The organism is Nocardia sp. CA-135953, assembly GCF_050955735.1.
GTDB lineage: Bacteria > Actinomycetota > Actinomycetes > Mycobacteriales > Mycobacteriaceae > Nocardia.
Genome location: NZ_CP192082.1, coordinates 7,028,771 through 7,044,558 on the forward strand (window position 1 = coordinate 7,028,771; position 15,788 = coordinate 7,044,558).

A 15,788-nucleotide genomic window follows, 5' to 3' on the forward strand; every position below is an offset into this window, starting at 1 on the left:
CGCTCATCAGCGCAAGTCCGGCAATCGCCGAAACATCCGGCGCTGCAGCCGGATTCGCCGCCCCCAGGCCATGGTCGCGGCCAGCGCGCCCGGGAAGTCATTGCTGCCCAAAGCATCCGGAATGTATTGCGCCTGACCGCCCTCGCGGCGCGGTGGTGTCACATTCCAGCGGGCCAGATCGGCCGCCACACCCGCACCCAACTCTCGACGCACGATATGCGGACACAGGTCCATTCCCGCGGACAATCCACCGAGGTGAGCACATCACCGTCGTCCACGTAAAGCGCGGCGGGGTCAAGCTTTACCGCTGGGAACAGCGTGGCGAATTCATCGCAATACGCCCCAGACCCTGCGCGAGCAGGTGCGCCAGATCGAGGCGCACACCGTCGGTGCCGCGATCGCCGCGCACCTCACCGTCGGAGTCGCCGATGAGGTCGACGATCTCGGCTTCGTTCCGCAGGCGCGTCGGTGGACGTCTTCGGGGCACGGATGTCCGACCTAGATCCGAGCTGGGTCGAGGAACTGCTGCGGCGCCATCCTCGGCACAACTTCAAACAGCATGTGACACAAGCGCTGACGAATGAGGCGGCCGCAGTGCCGGACGGACGGATCCGATGGCTCTTCCGGACCGCCGGCTTCCGTCAAGTGATCCGGTTCGCGCCGTTCTCCGAATAAGTCCGCCCCAGCCGAATCCGCCCGCACCATCGTCGAAAGATGGTGCGGGCGGTGCCGCGAGTTTCGGAAATTACTCACCCAGCACGAAGCGAGTCTCAAGAGCGAGGAGTTCGCGGCCCATCTCTCATCCGAGGCGTCGAAACGCATGCGCCGCAGGCGCAAGTCTCGACGACCCGGACGCCACCCACCCGACCCGCGCGCCTGGCCTGACAAATTCCGTTCGAGCACTGATCACCCCGTACCGTCTTACGGTGAGTCAGGACGGCCACCACGGGAACTCAGCAATCATTACTGTCTTACGAGCGACCGTTCGCGGCCCGTCTCGCGTCCGAGCCGTCGAAGCGCATGCGACGTAGTCGCGAGTCTGGACGACGCGTTCGCCAGCCGCCGGATCCGCGTGCTTGGCCTGACAAAGATCCGTTCAAGCACTGACCACCCCGCACGGAGCGAGTCTTACGAGCGACCGTTCGCGGCCCGTCTCGCGTCCGAGCCGTCGAAGCGATGCGCCGCAGGCGCGAGTCTCGACGGCTCGGACGCGAGACACCCGGGGGCCGCGAACCCGCCGCGCCGCAGGCGCGGCAATCAGACAGAGCCCAAGCGCTCCTTCAGCGCCTCGAACTCGTCGCGCACGCCGGAGGGCAGCTTGTCGCCGACGAATTCGAACCACTCCTCGATGAGCGGGATCTCCTTGCGCCATTCGGCGGCATCGACGGCGAGTGCCTCGTCGACATCGACCGGGTCGACATTCAGACCCTCGAGGTCCATCTGGGCGGCGGTGGGCACATTGCCGATCGCGGTCGGCTCGGCCTGCGCCGAACCCTCGATGCGGCCGACGATCCACTCCAGCACGCGGGAGTTCTCACCGAATCCGGGCCACAGGAAGCGGCCGTCGCCACCGCGACGGAACCAGTTCACGTAGAAGATCTTCGGCAGCTTGTTCGCATCGGCATTCTTGCCGACATTGATCCAGTGATTCAGGTAGTCACCGACGTGGTAGCCCATGAACGGCAGCATCGCCATCGGGTCGCGGCGCACGGTGCCGACCTTGCCCTCGGCGGCTGCGGTCTGCTCGGACGACAGGGTCGCGCCCATGAAGACGCCGTGCTGCCAGTCGAAGGATTCGGTCACCAGCGGAACCGTGGTCTTGCGGCGGCCGCCGAACAGAATGGCCGAGATCGGCACACCCTGCGGGTCGTCCCATTCCGGAGCCAGGATCGGGCACTGCGACATCGGCGTGCAGTACCGCGAGTTCGGGTGCGCGGCAAGGGTCTCGGTCTCCCGCAGGTACCAGTCGTTGCCCTTCCAGTCGATCAGGTGATCGGGCTCGCCCTCCAGGCCCTCCCACCAGACATCGCCGTGATCGGTGAGCGCGACATTGGTGTAGACCGTGTTGCCCGCCTCGACGGTCGCCATGGCGTTCGGGTTCGAGCTGCGGTTGGTGCCCGGCGCGACGCCGAAGAATCCGAACTCCGGATTCACCGCGTACAGGCGGCCGTCCTTGCCGAAACGCATCCAGGCGATGTCGTCGCCAAGGGTCTCCGCGCGCCAGCCGGGAACCGTCGGCTGGATCATTGCGAGGTTGGTCTTACCGCAGGCGCTCGGGAACGCCGCGGCGATGTAGTACGCCTTGTCCTCGGGCGAGATCAGCTTGAGGATCAGCATGTGCTCGGCCAGCCAGCCCTCGTCGTGGGCCATGGCCGAGGCGATGCGGAGCGAGTAGCACTTCTTGCCGAGCAGCGCATTGCCGCCGTAGCCGGAGCCGTAGCTCCAGATCTCGCGGTCCTCGGGGAAATGGGTGATGTACTTGGTGTCGTTGCACGGCCACGGCACATCGGCCTGGCCGTCGGCCAGCGGGGCGCCGACGGAGTGCAGGGCCTTCACGAACGGCTTGTCGGTGCCGAGCTTCTCCAGCGCGGCGGTGCCCATCCGGGTCATCACGCGCATCGAGACCACGACGTATTCGGAGTCGGTGAGCTCCACGCCCAGCTTGGGGTCCTCGGCGCCGAGCGGGCCCATGCAGAACGGCACCACGTACATGGTGCGGCCCTTCATCGAGCCGCGGTACAGCTCGGTCATGGTGGCGCGCATCTCGGTGGGGTCGACCCAGTTGTTGGTGGGGCCCGCGTCGGCCTCGGTCTTCGAACAGATGTAGGTGCGGGATTCGACCCGCGCCACATCGGAGGGGTCGGAGAGGGCGAGGAACGAGTTCGGCTTCTTGTCCTCGTTGAGCTTCTGGAAGGTGCCCGCCGCAACGAGCTGAGCGGTCAGCCGATCCCACTCTTCGTCGGAACCGTCCGCCCAGACCACTCGCTCCGGCTGAGTGAGTTCTGCGACGTCCTGTACCCAGGCGAGTAGTTCGCTGTGCTCGGTCGGCTGCTCGCCGTCGGAATCGCGAAGACCAGGAATGGTCGCTGAGGTCATGAAAACTCTCCTGAGATGGGCGGTTCACGGTGTTTCCGCCTGGACTGACCCATTCGAGCGACCTGGCAAGCAGTCGCTAGCGGGCAGGCCCATGACCAGCGCGAACACACCGAGCGCCACCGTTGGCGGGAAGGCACCCGCTACGACCAGTCGAAAGCGCGTCATGGCTGGACCGCGTACAAGGACGAAGCGGACGCCCAGGTTCCTGCTTAAGAGGTTAACGCGATGTGACGACCGGTACGGAATCGGGTTCCCCCAGGAGTACCCACCAAGTTACCTAGTCAAAAGAAGTCCGATATCGGTCGAGTATGGCGATGTCGCGTTCGCAGGCGGCGAGCTGTCCCGGTTGCTCGGCCGCGGCACGGCGCAGTCTGGCCTCCAATTCGGCCACCTGACGGTCGATTTCGACGATTCGCTCGGTGCTCGCGTGCATGACGCGGTCCGATAGCGAGGTCTCCGATTCCACCAGCGCGGTGACGACCCGCTGCTCCAAATGGGCCTTCACATTGACCAGCGCGTCGGAGATCCATTGACGGAGGTGCGCACGGTCGGCGACCTGGCCGCGGGCACGCACCACCCAGGCCGCCGCACCCGCTCCGAGCAGCAGCGTCACGGGCAGGACCGCGAAATTGACGGCTTGCACGAGGGAGAACGGAGCGACCAGTAGACGGCCGATGCCGACACCAGCGGACGCACCCAGCGCGATCATGAGGTGATCTTCGACACCTCGGTGCCGCGGCTCCGGATCCGGACCGACACGCGGGGCCGGATCGCGCCAACGCGGTGGCATGTCGCGGTCGTGTTCCGGTGCGGCGCCGACGCGGTCGGTGAGCTCGGACAGCCGCTGGTCGATGGTGCCGTCCACGACGTTGGTCAGTTCGTTGACCGCCTGCCGTAGGCGTTCGGGATAGCCGCCGAATTCGGCGCGGCGCAAACGGTCGAGTTCGCCCCGGGCGGCGGCGTGCAGCGCGCGGACCCGGGCACCGACATCGGTCATCAGATCGACCCTGGCCAGATGCAGCTGGCTGCGCAGGGTGGACATGGCGGTGGCGCGGCCGCCGTCACGTCCGGCGAGCAGGACGGCGCGTTCTTCGCGCCACTGGATCGGTTCCGCGCCGGAACGCAGCACCGCGACCTGTTCGGCGACCCGTCGGCGGGTATCGGTCAGCACGCGCGTGGTGACCGCGGCGAGCCGGTCGTCGGATTCGGCGCCGGCCGTGGCCGCCGCGAGTTCCGCATGCAGCGCGCCGAGTCCGGAGCGATCGAGCAGACCCGCATCTCCAGCCGATCGGCCCGCCACCGCGAGCCGCGCCGATACCGGCACGATCTCCAGATCGTGGATGCCCTGGGCGGCGAGCAGTTCGAGGTTGTGCGCCTGCACCGCGCGCCAGTCCTGATAGGCGTGGATGCCGTTCATGGCGAGCAGGATCCGGGTGCCGTCGGCGCGCAAGCGCTGCACCATGTGCACAGTGTCGGCGCCGAGGGCGCTACCCGCGTCCAACAGCATGAGCGCAACCGCCGACGGCGCATTACCCGACGGCGACGTGGTCTCCACCGCCGCGCTCGCATCGGGCACCGGATCCGACAGCGGTATCCGCGGCTCGAACCGAGCCAGTTCGGTGCGCAACAGGCTCGTATTGGCGTCATCGGGCCCGATCAACGACACCGCCGACGCGACCCCGGTCCCCCGCACCGCGCGCAACAGCGCGGTCCCCTGCGGATTCCACCGCGCGATGACCGCCTCGACCTCAGGAGTCAGCGAGCCCTGCTCGGATGCGGATCGGCGTGGAGCAGTGGCGGATTCATCACGGTCGAGCGCACCCGAGGCCGACGGCTCCGTGCCCGCGGAACTCGGCTGCTCAGAGTCACTCGGCTGCTCAAAGTCACTCGGCTGCTCAGAGTCCGGCACTGCTCATCCGTTCCCATAGCCGGATGTAGCCGTTGTGCACGCGCAGGGCGGCGCGGCGAGCCGCAGGGGACATATCGCTGGAGACCACCGCGCGCCAGCGGGCGGCGCGGGCGAGGGCGTCATCGGCATCGGACGGCGCGGGTGCGCGATATCCGGCGGCCAGGTGAGCGACCTGCGGGTAGGCGAGGCCCGCGCAGAGGCCGAGCCAGAGGGCATCGTCGCCGAAGAGGTAGTCCTCCAGCACGTCCCGTGCGTTCGTGCCGTCGGCCGGGACGGCGCGGGCGGCGAGACGGGCCAGTTCGTCGAGGAGTTCGCCGCCGTGCAGTGCGGAGACCTGTTCGTAGCGGCGGTGCAATAAGCGGTGCAGCGGATCGATACCGCTGGCCGCGTGCATGATCTGCAGCAGTGCGTGCGGACCCAGTTCGGGGTCTTGCCGCAACGCCGACAGCGCGCAGGTCACGCCGTACAGATCCCAACGTTGCAGCAGTTCTTCGCGCTCGGCGACATCCGGTCCGGCCGATGCCGCGACGAACAGGTCGGGCGAAAGCGTGAGCGCCGGATCCGCGGTTTCGGCCAGGCGGCGCAGCGTGGCCATATCGGCCTCGCTCACCGCACCGGCCCTGGTGCGCACGGCCAGCGAGGCGACCACCGGCAGCGTGACGGTCCCGAGTCCGCCGCTGTACTGCTCGGCGGCGGCGACCGCATCACCCCACCTTGATCCGATGGCATCGGCCTTGTTCAGCACCGCGACCGTGCGCTCCGGCGGCAGTTCCGACAGAATCCGCCGGTCCGCGGGCTGTGGCGCACCGGAGAGCACGTAGACAATGATGTCGGCGTCGAGTTCGGGATCGGCGACGCCCGGTTCGTCGATCGGCGCCGTCTCCACCGCCGACATCAATGCCAGCGCGTGCAGCACTGTGGTCCGCCCGGTATGCGCCCGCCCGGTCACCTGAATGCGCGGCGGCCGACGCCACCGCGCTATGGCGGTCCCCACTTGGCCCACGATCCGCGGATCGGCACCCGAGCGCAGCGTCGCGAGCAGGTGGTCGAGCTGGTCCAGTTCCCGTGCGGGTCCGCCCGGTCGGATCCGGGGCCCCTCGGATTCGGTGGCTATCGGCAAAGCTTCGCACCCCCTTTTCGGTGCGCCATTCTTGCAGACATACCGGGCGGACGGGCCATAGCGACCGCGGGCAGGTCGCGAAAGGGTCAGCTGCCGCTGAAGTATTTGTTCGCGGTCCGCACGGCCCAGTTCGGCGCGTATTTCGCGGCGGCCGCCAGTACCTTTGCCTGCGCGCCGATTTCGTAGTGCACCCGCGGCAGCCGTCCGCGCTTGCGGGTCGCGTCCCAGATCCCGTGCGCGACATCCTCGGCGGTCAGACGCACGCCGAGCGATTTGGTCGTACCGGTTTCGACTCCGTCCACCATGGCGGTGGCCACGAACAGCGGCCACACCGCGATCACTCGGATATCGTGGCGCTCCCATTCGAGATCCAGTGCCTCGGTGAGGTTTTTGACCGCGGACTTGGTCGCACCGTAGCTGGCGAGTTCGGGTTGACCGTAGATCGCCGACGCCGAGCACAGATTCACGACCTGAGCACCGGGCGTATCGCGCAGATAGCTGAACGCGGCATGCGTACCCGCTATGACCCCGCCGAGATTGACGTCGATGATGGTCTGGTGGGTGGCCAGATCGATCGATTCGAACGAACCCGCGCGCAGGATGCCCGCATTGTTGACGAGGATGTCGAGCCGGTTCTCGTCACCGTTGAACTCCGCCAGACGCTCGGTCCAGTGGGTGTCGTTCGTCACATCCAGCACCCCGGTGCGCACACTGCCGTCGGCGGCGTGGATATCGGCCGCGAGCCTGGTCAACCCCACCTCATCGATATCGTATGCACCGACGTGATACCCCTGTGCTGCGAAAAGTAGGGCCGTGGCCCGGCCGATCCCCGCCGCCGCGCCGGTGATGAACACAGTCGGTCTGCTCATGCGCGCAGTCTAGTGCGGGGGCAAGCCCCCTACCTCGGGGTTCCCACAGATGCCATGGTCACTTAGTCTGACGGGATGGTCGGCACCATAGTCGGTGCGCAGCTTCGTTTTTCGAACACGCGGTGCGAGCGACGGGCCCGGAGGCGGTAGCTTGCGCAGGGCCCGGGAGCGCCGCAATCGAACACGGCAGCCGACCAGGCGGAATCCGTTCCGCTGGTCTCGATGAGGAGGTTGCCGTGACGGTCGATGTCATCGGTGTCGAGCCGGACGCGTCCGGCGATCGGAAGCCGCTGCTACCCAGTAGCGATCCATTCCTCCGTCCACCGAAGGGTTTCGCGGCCCGGCCGGCCGGGACCATCCTGCGCAGCCGTCGCGTCGAGCTCGCACTGTTCGGTCTTGTACCGCAGCAGGTCTCGGCCTGGCAGCTGCTCTACCGCAGCTGTGACATGCACGGCACCCCGGAAGCGGCGGTCACCACGGTGCTGCTGCCGCTCGGCGCCGACCCGAACGAAGACCGCCCGCTGCTGGCCTTCCAGACCGCCATGGACGCGGTCGCCGAGCGATGTTCCCCCTCCTACGCATTGCGGCGTGGGTCCCACGCACTCGGCTCGGTCACCCAATTCGAATGGATGCTGGTGGCCAACGCGCTGCGCCGGGGTTGGGCGGTGAGCATCGCCGATCACGAGGGCCCGCACGGGAATTTCGGCGCGCCGCGTGAGCCCGGTTACCGCGGACTCGACGGGATCCGCGCGGCGCTGCGTTTCGCGCCGCTGGGTCTGCGCCCCGATACCCGGATCGCGGTCTGGGGTTATTCCGGCGGCGGTATGGCCAGTTCGTGGTTGGTCGAGATGGCGCCGACCTACGCTCCGGAGCTCGATATCGTCGGCGCGGTACTCGGCGCGCCGGTCGGCGATCCCGGCCAGGTATTCGCCCGACTCAACGGCGGGCATTACGCCGGGCTGCCCGCGATCGTGATCGCCGCGCTACGCAGGCTCTACCCGGCACTGGCCGAGGTATTCGACGACGATTGCGATGCCGAGGGGCTGCGGCTCATCGAACGCGCCGAACGGTCGACACCGCTCGCGGCGGTTCTCGGGCTCGTCAAAAGAGATGTCGGTCACCATCTGAGCCGTCCGCTCGTCGAGGTGCTCGCCACACCCGAAATGCAGGCCGTGCTCGACGACCTGCGGCTCGGTCACTCCATCCCGACCTGCCCGCTGCTGGTGTTGCAGCCGGTGCACGACCAGATCATCCACATGGACGGCGTCGACGGTCAGGTCGAGCGGTACCGCCGCGGCGGCGCACAGGTCACCTATGTGCGCGACCGGCTCAGCGAGCACTTCTCCCTGCTTCCGCTGGCCACGCCGATCAGCCTGGATTGGCTGAGCGATCGGCTCGCGGGAAAACCGGTGCGCGAAGCCGGCGACAGCACGGTGTGGTCGGTCGCCGCCTCGCCCACGGGTGTGCGCGGACTGTGGGAGATGCTCGGCACCGCGGTCAAGGTGGCGCTGGGCAAGCCGCTGCGTCAGGAGACCGAGCCCGCCGCTCGAATCCCCCGCGTACGCGCCGCGTAACCGTTCGTCTCGGGTGACCCGCAAGCGATCCGCTACGACCGCTTGCCGCCCGCATCCTGCGATGCTGGACAATGGAGCGCGTGAACGACGCCGCGAACCATACTGCCGAGTCAGTTCCCGGACCGCCGTCCACAGCTCCGGCTTCGGCGGACGGTGGATCCCGAATGGGCTCGGGCTCTCGCCTGTACCCCCGCGTGACGAGCTTTCGCTCGCGCCGGGGCGCACTCACCGCGACCCAACAGCAATCCTGGGATCGCACCTGGCCCAAGATCGGTCGCGATGTGGCCGACGAACCACTCGACGCCACCGCCTGGTTCGGCCGCGAGGCCCCGCTCGTCATCGAGATCGGTTGTGGGACAGGCACCGCCACCGCCGCGATGGCACAGGCGGAACCGCATCTGAATCTCATCGGCATCGAGGTCTATCAGCCCGGTCTGGCGCAACTGGTGCAGCGCATCCAGCGCGAGCAGATCGACAACATTCGACTGCTGCGCGGTGACGCTGTGGATGTGTTGGAAAACATGATTGCTGAGCAGTCGCTCACGGGCGTTCGAGTCTTCTTTCCCGACCCGTGGCCGAAAGCGCGACACCATAAACGCCGGCTGTTGCAGCCCGCGACGTTCGCATTGATCGCCAATCGCCTACGGCCCGGCGGTGTGTTGCACGTCGCGACCGACCACGCCGACTACGCCGAATTCATCGCCGCGGTCGGCGCCGCAGAACCGCAGCTCATCGGCTTGAACGAGACAACGGGCGGGGTCAGCGCCGAGCATCGCGACAGCGCACCGATCGGCTTCGAAAGGCCCGTCACGAAATTCGAAGGTAAGGCACATCGCGCCGGAAGCGCCATCAACGAGTTCATATGGGGGAAGATCAGATGATGAGTGTCGGTGAGATGGCCCATGAGGTCGTGGATGTTGCCGGGGAGGTGCACGGAACCGGATCCGAGGTGATCGGCGCGGTTACGCCCGATGTGCGTCGAGTGCTATTGGTCTGGGACGCCCCGAACCTCGACATGGGGCTGGGCGCGATCCTCGGCGGCCGCCCGACGGCCGCCTATCGACCGCGCTTCGACGCGCTCGGCCGCTGGCTGCTCGCGCGCACCGCCGAACTATCGGTGGGCAGCGTGACCCGGGTCGAACCGGAAGCGACCGTCTTCACCAATATCGCGCCGGGCACCGCCGATGTGGTGCGGCCGTGGGTGGAGGCGCTGCGCAATGTCGGCTACGCGGTCTTCGCCAAGCCCAAGATCGATGAGGACTCCGATGTCGACGCGGATATGCTCGCGCACATCGAGCTACGCAGCCGCGGTGCCGGGCTGGCGGGCATCATGGTCGCCTCCGCCGATGGCCAGGCATTTCGCGAACCACTCGAACGATTGGCCGCCAACGGAATCCCCGTTCAGATACTCGGCTTCCGTGAGCATGCGAGTTGGGCCGTAACATCCGATACCCTCGAGTTCGTAGATCTCGAGGACATCCCGGGCGTGTTCCGTGAACCGCTGCCCAGGGTCAGCCTCGACTCGCTGCCCGACGAGGGTGCCTGGCTGCAGCCGTTCCGGCCGCTGTCGGCGCTGCTCACCTCTCGCCCTGCCCAAGGAGTCGCTTAGTGTTCACACGCTGGGGCGATCTGGTCTATCGGCTGCGCTTCGCCGTCATCGGCACAGTCGCGGCCGCACTCTTGGCCATCGGCGGTTACGGCCTGGGCCTGGAAGACCATCTCAGCTCCAGCGGGTGGGACGATCCCACGTCGCAATCGGCCAACGCGGCCAAGCTGTCCGACGAGGCGTTCGGGCGTGATCACAACAGCGATGTGATCGTGCTCTACACGGCACCGGACGGTAAGACGATCGATGATCCCGAATTCCGGCAGAAGATCGTCGACAGCCTCAATTCGCTGCCGCGCGAACATCCGGATGAGATCTCCAAGATCAACGGCGCCTACTGGCAGACCGAAACCGGTCCGGCGTCACCGTTGACATTCGGTTCGAAGGATAAGAAGTACACCTTCGCCTCGGTCGCCATCCAGGGCAATAACGACACCGATATGGTGCGCAACTACCGGAAAGTGAAGGATGCCTTCGCCATTCCGGACGTCGATGTGCAGGTCGCTGGCCTGCAGGCGGTGGCGGGCACGCTGAACGACACCATGGCCGCCGACCAGAAGCGGATGGAGATCCTGGCCATCCCCGCGGTCGCGGTGCTGCTGTTCTTCATCTTCGGCGGTGTGGTCGCGGCGGCACTGCCACTGATCGTCGGTGGTCTGACGGTGATCGGTGCTTGGGGCATCGTGCGTTTCGTCACCCAGTTCACCGAGGTCAACTCGTTTGTCTCGCCGGTCGTTTCGATGATCGGTCTCGGTCTGGCCATCGACTACGGCCTGTTCATCGTGAGTCGATTCCGTGAGGAACTCGCCGAGGGCTACGACACCCGGGCGGCCGTGCGCCGTTCGGTGATGACCTCGGGTCGCACCGTCGTGTTCTCCGCAACCATGATCATCGCCAGCCTCGGCGGCATGCTGCTGTTCCCGCAGGGCTTCCTGAAATCGATCGCCTACGGCTCCATCGCGACCGTCTCGCTGGCCGCGCTGACCGCCATCACCATCCTGCCCGCGATGCTCAGCATTCTCGGGTCGCGGGTGGATTTGCTCGGGCTCAAGCGATTTCGCAAGACCAAGACCGCGGAGGAAGTCGAGAACGGCTTCTGGGGCAAGTCGACCCGCTGGGTGATGCAGCATCCGCTCAAGATCGCGATCCCGATCTGCATCCTGTTGCTGCTGCTGATCATTCCGGTCAGGAATCTGGCCTTCGGCGGTATCAACGAGCGGTATCTGCCGCCGGATAACGCGACCCGGCTCGCGCAGGCGAAGTTCGACTCGATCTTCCCGCTACGCAAATCCGATCCGATCCAGCTGGTTTTCGTCTCGGGTAACAGCAGTGACGTCGGCAAGGTGTGGACCGCGGCCAAGCAGGCGCCCGGCTTGAACGGCACCTTCGACGTGCCTGCTCAGTCCAATACGGACAAGGAAGTGTTCCGCACCAGCGCGACACTGGCGGATTCGGAGAATGCGGATCCGACCATCGACTATCTGCGCTCCCTCGAAATCCCGGACGACGTGCAGATGTATGTCGGCGGACAGCCCGCGATCCAGAAGGACAGCATCGACGCGCTGCTGCACCGGATGCCGTGGATGATCGCGCTGGTCCTGTTCGTGACCACGCTGCTGATGTTCCTCACCTTCGGCTCCCTGGTGCTGCCCATCAAGGCCGCGTTGATGAGCGCGCTCGGATTGGGTTCCACGCTCGGCATTTTGACGTGGATCTTCGTCGACGGGCACGCCGCGGGCCTGCTGAACTTCACTCCACAGCCGATCATGTCACCGGTATTGGTGCTGATCATCGCGGTTATCTACGGTCTTTCGACCGACTACGAAGTATTCCTGTTGTCGCGCATGGTCGAAGCGCGCACACAGGGGGCTTCGACCACCGAGGCGGTGCGCATCGGTACCGCGCAGACCGGTCGCATCATCACCGCCGCCGCGCTCATCCTGCTCGTGGTGACCGGCGCGTTCGCATTCTCCGATCTGGTCATGATGCAGTATCTGGCCTACGGGATGATCGCGGCGCTGTTCATCGACGCGACGATCCTGCGCATGCTGCTCGTCCCTGCCACCATGAAACTGCTCGGCGACGACTGCTGGTGGGCGCCGGCGTGGATGAAGAAGGTGCAGCAGAAGATCGGGCTCGGCGAGCCGATTCTGGACGACGAACGTCCCGGCGGGGGCGAGGTCGTCGACCTGGTGAAGACCACGCCGATCACCGATCCGGTGACGATGCAGATGCCCGCGCTCACCGATAACGCCAGTACCCGGTCGCGGTCACCGCGACGGCCGCGCACGGTCGAGGAGATCGAGGCGGATGCGCCGACGCAGCATTTCGCGAAGCTCCCGCCCGAACCACCGGTGCCGCCACGGCCCGCTGTCGCGCCGCACGATCCGACTCGGCCGCGGGCGAATTCGCCGCTGCATACGCCACCGCCTGGGCCGCCCGTGCCGCCCTCCGGACAGGCATCGGCTGCGCCGGGGTCGCCGCCCGCACCGGGGTCGCCGCCCGCACCAGGGTCGCCGCCCGCGCATGGGTCGCCCGCCGCGCCGCTCGGCCAGTCGGCACCGCCCGCACCCGAGCCCATTCGGCCGCGGCCGATTCCGACGATTTCGGGAGCCTCCGAACCGACTCGTCCGATTCCGCCTGCGCCCACACCGACGCCTCCCCCGCCACCGGTTCAGCAGACGCCGATCCCGGCTTCGGACCATCCGACTTACCACGCGGTCTCGGAACAGCCCGCCCCGTCGAATGACGATGCCTCGGACGAGAATCGGAGCAGCATCGAAAACTGGATGGCCGAGTTACGGTCCAACCGTCGCCGCATCGGCCAGCCCGACGAAGGTCGGCATCACAGCGCGGACGGGCGGACGGTCAGTGTGAACGAGTTGCTGCGGCGGCGGGATCGCGAGTAACACGTTGCGCGGCCGCGCCTTTCAGCGGCGACTACGCAAGAGGCACGCAGGAAGACCCGGCGTCCTCCTTGTTCGTTGAGCAGCGTTGGTGGTATCGCCAGATGGTGCTGTCAGGTCTGACTGGGTTCGCGAGCGTCGCGATAGGGATTCCTCCCGTAGCAGTTTTGCGCCGAGTGGGGGAAGCTGTGGCGTTCGAATTCCGGCCGCACCGGCGTTCCACGGGAGGCCGTCGCGGGCTCGGATGCGAATTCCGGTGTGTCGCTGTTGGTTTCGATGGCATTGAGCGGTGCTGAGGAGACTCGGGTGCCAGCGGCGGATTCGTCGGTGACGGCTGAAGGACACTGAGCAGCTTCGGTGCCAACAGTTTTGCGGGCCGTTCGGTGCGAACCCCAGGGCTCACTGGATCGGCGTTGGGCTCAGGTTGTCGTCCGCTGTGGGCTGATGAACGCGCAGCCAGGCAAGGATGGTGTGCAAGCAGGTGCCGATATTGCCGATTTGGCAGTGGTTTTGGGCTTGTTCGGCGGCGGTGAAGAGGCGAGTGGTGATGGAGCGGGCGTGGGTCAGCGCGGCGGCTTGGCGGTGGAGTTGGTGTGTGGGGACGTAGTGGTCGTCGGCTCCGGCGAGCAGCAGGACGTCGGCGGTGACGCGATCGGAGATGGTGCGGGTGGACAGGGCGCGGGCGGCGCGGAAGAAGGCGTAGGCGTCCGCGGTGCCGGTGACGTGCATGCCCTGGCGCAGCCCCCAGGCGGCGATCGGTTTGCGGGCTTCGGCCAGGCGTGCGGTGAGGTTGACGATGGGGCGAGCGTGGGCGGCGAGGGCGAGGCGCAGCGCCGGGGTTGCACCGGGAAAGGCTTGTCCGCCAAGGCATTCGAGGAAATCATCGAGAACGTCGAGCGCGACGACCCGGCGGATGCGGGGCTCGAAGGCGGCTGCGCGGATGGCGAGTCCGCCGCCGAGTGAGATGCCGATCAAGGTGACGTCATCCAGGTCGTAGTGGTCGAGGACGGTACCTACAGGGTGTTCCCATGCTGCCGCGAAGGGCAGTCCGTGCTCTTCCAGAGCGCCGCCCTGGCCGGGGCCGTCGAAGGCGATGACGCGGTATCCGGCACGAGCGCCGGTCAGCAGCAGGGGGAAAATTTCCTCGGTGTACTCGTCGAATCCACCGCAGACGACGATGACGCCTTGCGAAGGGCCTTCGGGCTGCACCTCGTATGTCGGCAATGCGACAGCACCGTAGGGCACGTCGACCGGAAACAGCTGGTAGAGATCGCGCATCGCACCGACGAAACGGTCGCGAGCATGGACGCGACGCGGGTCGTCGACGGGCATGAAGAACTCGGCCGCCCGGTCGTAGTACGCGGCAGACAGCACGCGACCGTCGGCGCGTGCCTGCTGCGCCAGCCCGAGGAACACCGTGATCCAGTCGGAGTAGGAGCCGATGCGCTCGGCGGCCGCGCGAATCTCGCTCAGGGCATCGGGTCCGATCCACTGCAGGAATCGGTTGAGCTGGAATTCCATGCCCCGGTCCGGATGCAGTCTGTGGTAGCCGACCGGGTCCGCAGTGGGCGCGATGTCGATGGTCGGCGCATCCCAGTTGACCATATCCACTCCTTAACGCAAGTAATCATGCGATAAGCACGCTAACCCTCACCGAACTCGAACGCAAGGATTCTTGCGTTAAGGTGACAGGGTGACCGAGTCAGCAGATCGGCCGCGGCGGACCGGCGGTCGCAGTGCGCGGGTGCGCGAGGCAGTCGTCGAGGCCGCCGTCAGCGTGCTGCTCGAACATGGTCCGAACAATTTCAGCGTCGCTGAGGTCGCGACACGGGCCGGGGTCCATGAGACGTCGATCTACCGCCGGTGGCGCAACCGAGAGAACCTCATCGTCGATGCAATGCTGGCCACCAGCGGCGAGGACGTCCCCGTGCCCGACACCGGCTCGGTACGCGGCGACCTCCTCGCACTGACCCGATCGGTAGCGGCGTTCCTGTCCCAACCTGCCGGGGCGACCTTCACCCGCGCGGCGGCCGTGCATGTCGACGACGAGTCCGTCGCAGCGGCGCGCCGCAGGTTCTGGGAGTCGCGCCTCGGCCTGACGTCGGTCATCATCGAACGTGGCATCCAGCGAGGCGAGTTGCCCCGCAGCACCGATGCGCGCTTGGTGCTGGAGACCATAATCGCCCCGTTCCACATGCGAGTCCTACTCACCCACGAACCGATCGACGAGTCGCTACCCGAACGCATCGTCGACCTGATCTGGGCCGGGCTAGAGCAACCAGGTGCGTGATTTCAACGAGATTGCCCTAGCCCGACGACGCTGGGCATCCTCGTACCCGCCAACGATCGGACCGGTCTCGCCGGGTTGCGGCTGCTGAATCTTGTTATCCAACACAGGCTTCGGCGAGGAATTCGGATGTGGCGGTGGCGCCGACCAGCACAGTCGCTACCTGCATCAGCGAATAACGCTGGTGAATCCTGGATTGCGGCACCGGCTTCAGCGAAGTCCCGTGACTGCGGGTACCGGCTCGCAGGTGCCGCACGAGTCAGTGGCTGTCTTTGTCGAATCCGGGTTGCGGCACCGGCTTCAACGAAGGGCCGACATTGCAAATACCGGCCAAGAGCAGGAAAACCCCGCCCAAGGTGTCAGCGGGGTCTTCTGTTGGATCTCGGCCTGCAGTTCGGACTTCGGCGAAGCTTGACGTAGG

The 15,788-nt window shown here is 66.7% G+C and carries 12 protein-coding genes; 6 read left to right on the forward strand and 6 right to left on the reverse strand.

The genetic code is table 11. From position 1 onward, the window contains the following. Positions 1-6: 6 nt before the first annotated feature. Positions 7-234 (reverse strand): hypothetical protein, encoded by a 228-nt coding sequence (locus tag ACQPXH_RS31910; protein ID WP_433600113.1) that lies wholly within the window; start codon positions 232-234, stop codon positions 7-9. Positions 235-361: 127 nt separating this feature from the next. On the opposite strand from ACQPXH_RS31910, the gene ACQPXH_RS31915 reads away from it, so the two are divergent. Further along, positions 362-502 (forward strand): hypothetical protein, encoded by a 141-nt coding sequence (locus ACQPXH_RS31915; RefSeq protein ID WP_433600114.1) that lies wholly within the window; start codon positions 362-364, stop codon positions 500-502. A gap of 755 nt (positions 503-1,257) precedes the next feature. Here ACQPXH_RS31915 and ACQPXH_RS31920 read toward each other — a convergent pair. From ACQPXH_RS31920 to ACQPXH_RS31935, 4 genes are all read right to left on the reverse strand, one after another. After that, complete coding sequence (locus ACQPXH_RS31920; protein WP_433600115.1) at positions 1,258-3,096, reverse strand: phosphoenolpyruvate carboxykinase (GTP); 1,839 nt, start codon at positions 3,094-3,096, stop codon at positions 1,258-1,260. A gap of 277 nt (positions 3,097-3,373) precedes the next feature. After that, positions 3,374-5,005 (reverse strand): hypothetical protein, encoded by a 1,632-nt coding sequence (locus ACQPXH_RS31925; RefSeq protein ID WP_433600116.1) that lies wholly within the window; start codon positions 5,003-5,005, stop codon positions 3,374-3,376. Further along, positions 4,992-6,125 carry a hypothetical protein gene (locus ACQPXH_RS31930; RefSeq protein WP_433600117.1) on the reverse strand — a complete coding sequence of 378 codons (1,134 nt, stop codon included), beginning with the start codon at positions 6,123-6,125 and terminating at the stop codon, positions 4,992-4,994. The genes ACQPXH_RS31925 and ACQPXH_RS31930 overlap by 14 nt, the downstream gene beginning before the upstream one ends. Before the next feature lie 86 nt (positions 6,126-6,211). Further along, the gene (locus ACQPXH_RS31935; RefSeq protein ID WP_433600118.1) at positions 6,212-6,994 is read right to left on the reverse strand and encodes an SDR family oxidoreductase; all 783 of its coding nucleotides are present in this window, start codon (positions 6,992-6,994) and stop codon (positions 6,212-6,214) included. Between the two features lie 236 nt (positions 6,995-7,230). Between ACQPXH_RS31935 and ACQPXH_RS31940 the strand changes: the two genes are divergently transcribed. The 4 genes from ACQPXH_RS31940 to ACQPXH_RS31955 all read left to right on the forward strand — a co-directional run bounded on the left by ACQPXH_RS31940 (position 7,231) and on the right by ACQPXH_RS31955 (position 13,083). Next, the gene (locus ACQPXH_RS31940) at positions 7,231-8,568 is read left to right on the forward strand and encodes a lipase family protein (RefSeq protein WP_433600119.1); all 1,338 of its coding nucleotides are present in this window, start codon (positions 7,231-7,233) and stop codon (positions 8,566-8,568) included. 71 nt (positions 8,569-8,639) lie between these two features. Further along, positions 8,640-9,449 carry a tRNA (guanosine(46)-N7)-methyltransferase TrmB gene (gene trmB / locus ACQPXH_RS31945; protein WP_433600120.1) on the forward strand — a complete coding sequence of 270 codons (810 nt, stop codon included), beginning with the start codon at positions 8,640-8,642 and terminating at the stop codon, positions 9,447-9,449. Next, positions 9,449-10,177 carry an NYN domain-containing protein gene (locus ACQPXH_RS31950; protein ID WP_387287475.1) on the forward strand — a complete coding sequence of 243 codons (729 nt, stop codon included), beginning with the start codon at positions 9,449-9,451 and terminating at the stop codon, positions 10,175-10,177. The genes trmB and ACQPXH_RS31950 overlap by 1 nt, the downstream gene beginning before the upstream one ends. Continuing rightward, positions 10,177-13,083: an MMPL family transporter gene (locus tag ACQPXH_RS31955; protein WP_433600121.1), complete on the forward strand. Its 2,907-nt coding sequence runs from the start codon at positions 10,177-10,179 to the stop codon at positions 13,081-13,083. Before ACQPXH_RS31950 ends, ACQPXH_RS31955 begins: the two co-directional genes overlap by 1 nt. A 396-nt stretch (positions 13,084-13,479) precedes the next feature. Here ACQPXH_RS31955 and ACQPXH_RS31960 read toward each other — a convergent pair whose 3' ends face one another. After that, entirely contained in the window at positions 13,480-14,685 is a 1,206-nt protein-coding gene (locus ACQPXH_RS31960; protein WP_433600122.1) for an alpha/beta fold hydrolase, read from the reverse strand. Between the two features lie 88 nt (positions 14,686-14,773). Between ACQPXH_RS31960 and ACQPXH_RS31965 the strand changes: the two genes are divergently transcribed. Next, complete coding sequence (locus ACQPXH_RS31965; protein WP_433600123.1) at positions 14,774-15,370, forward strand: TetR/AcrR family transcriptional regulator; 597 nt, start codon at positions 14,774-14,776, stop codon at positions 15,368-15,370. The last annotated feature ends 418 nt before the right edge of the window (positions 15,371-15,788 follow it).

Coding starts and splice junctions, on each gene's coding strand:
- ACQPXH_RS31910 (WP_433600113.1), bottom strand. CDS start 234: ATGGACCTGTGTCCGCATATCGTGCGTCGAGAGTTGGGTGCGGGTGTG.
- ACQPXH_RS31920 (WP_433600115.1), bottom strand. CDS start 3,096: ATGACCTCAGCGACCATTCCTGGTCTTCGCGATTCCGACGGCGAGCAG.
- ACQPXH_RS31935 (WP_433600118.1), bottom strand. CDS start 6,994: ATGAGCAGACCGACTGTGTTCATCACCGGCGCGGCGGCGGGGATCGGC.
- trmB (WP_433600120.1), top strand. CDS start 8,640: ATGGAGCGCGTGAACGACGCCGCGAACCATACTGCCGAGTCAGTTCCC.
- ACQPXH_RS31950 (WP_387287475.1), top strand. CDS start 9,449: ATGAGTGTCGGTGAGATGGCCCATGAGGTCGTGGATGTTGCCGGGGAG.
- ACQPXH_RS31960 (WP_433600122.1), bottom strand. CDS start 14,685: ATGGTCAACTGGGATGCGCCGACCATCGACATCGCGCCCACTGCGGAC.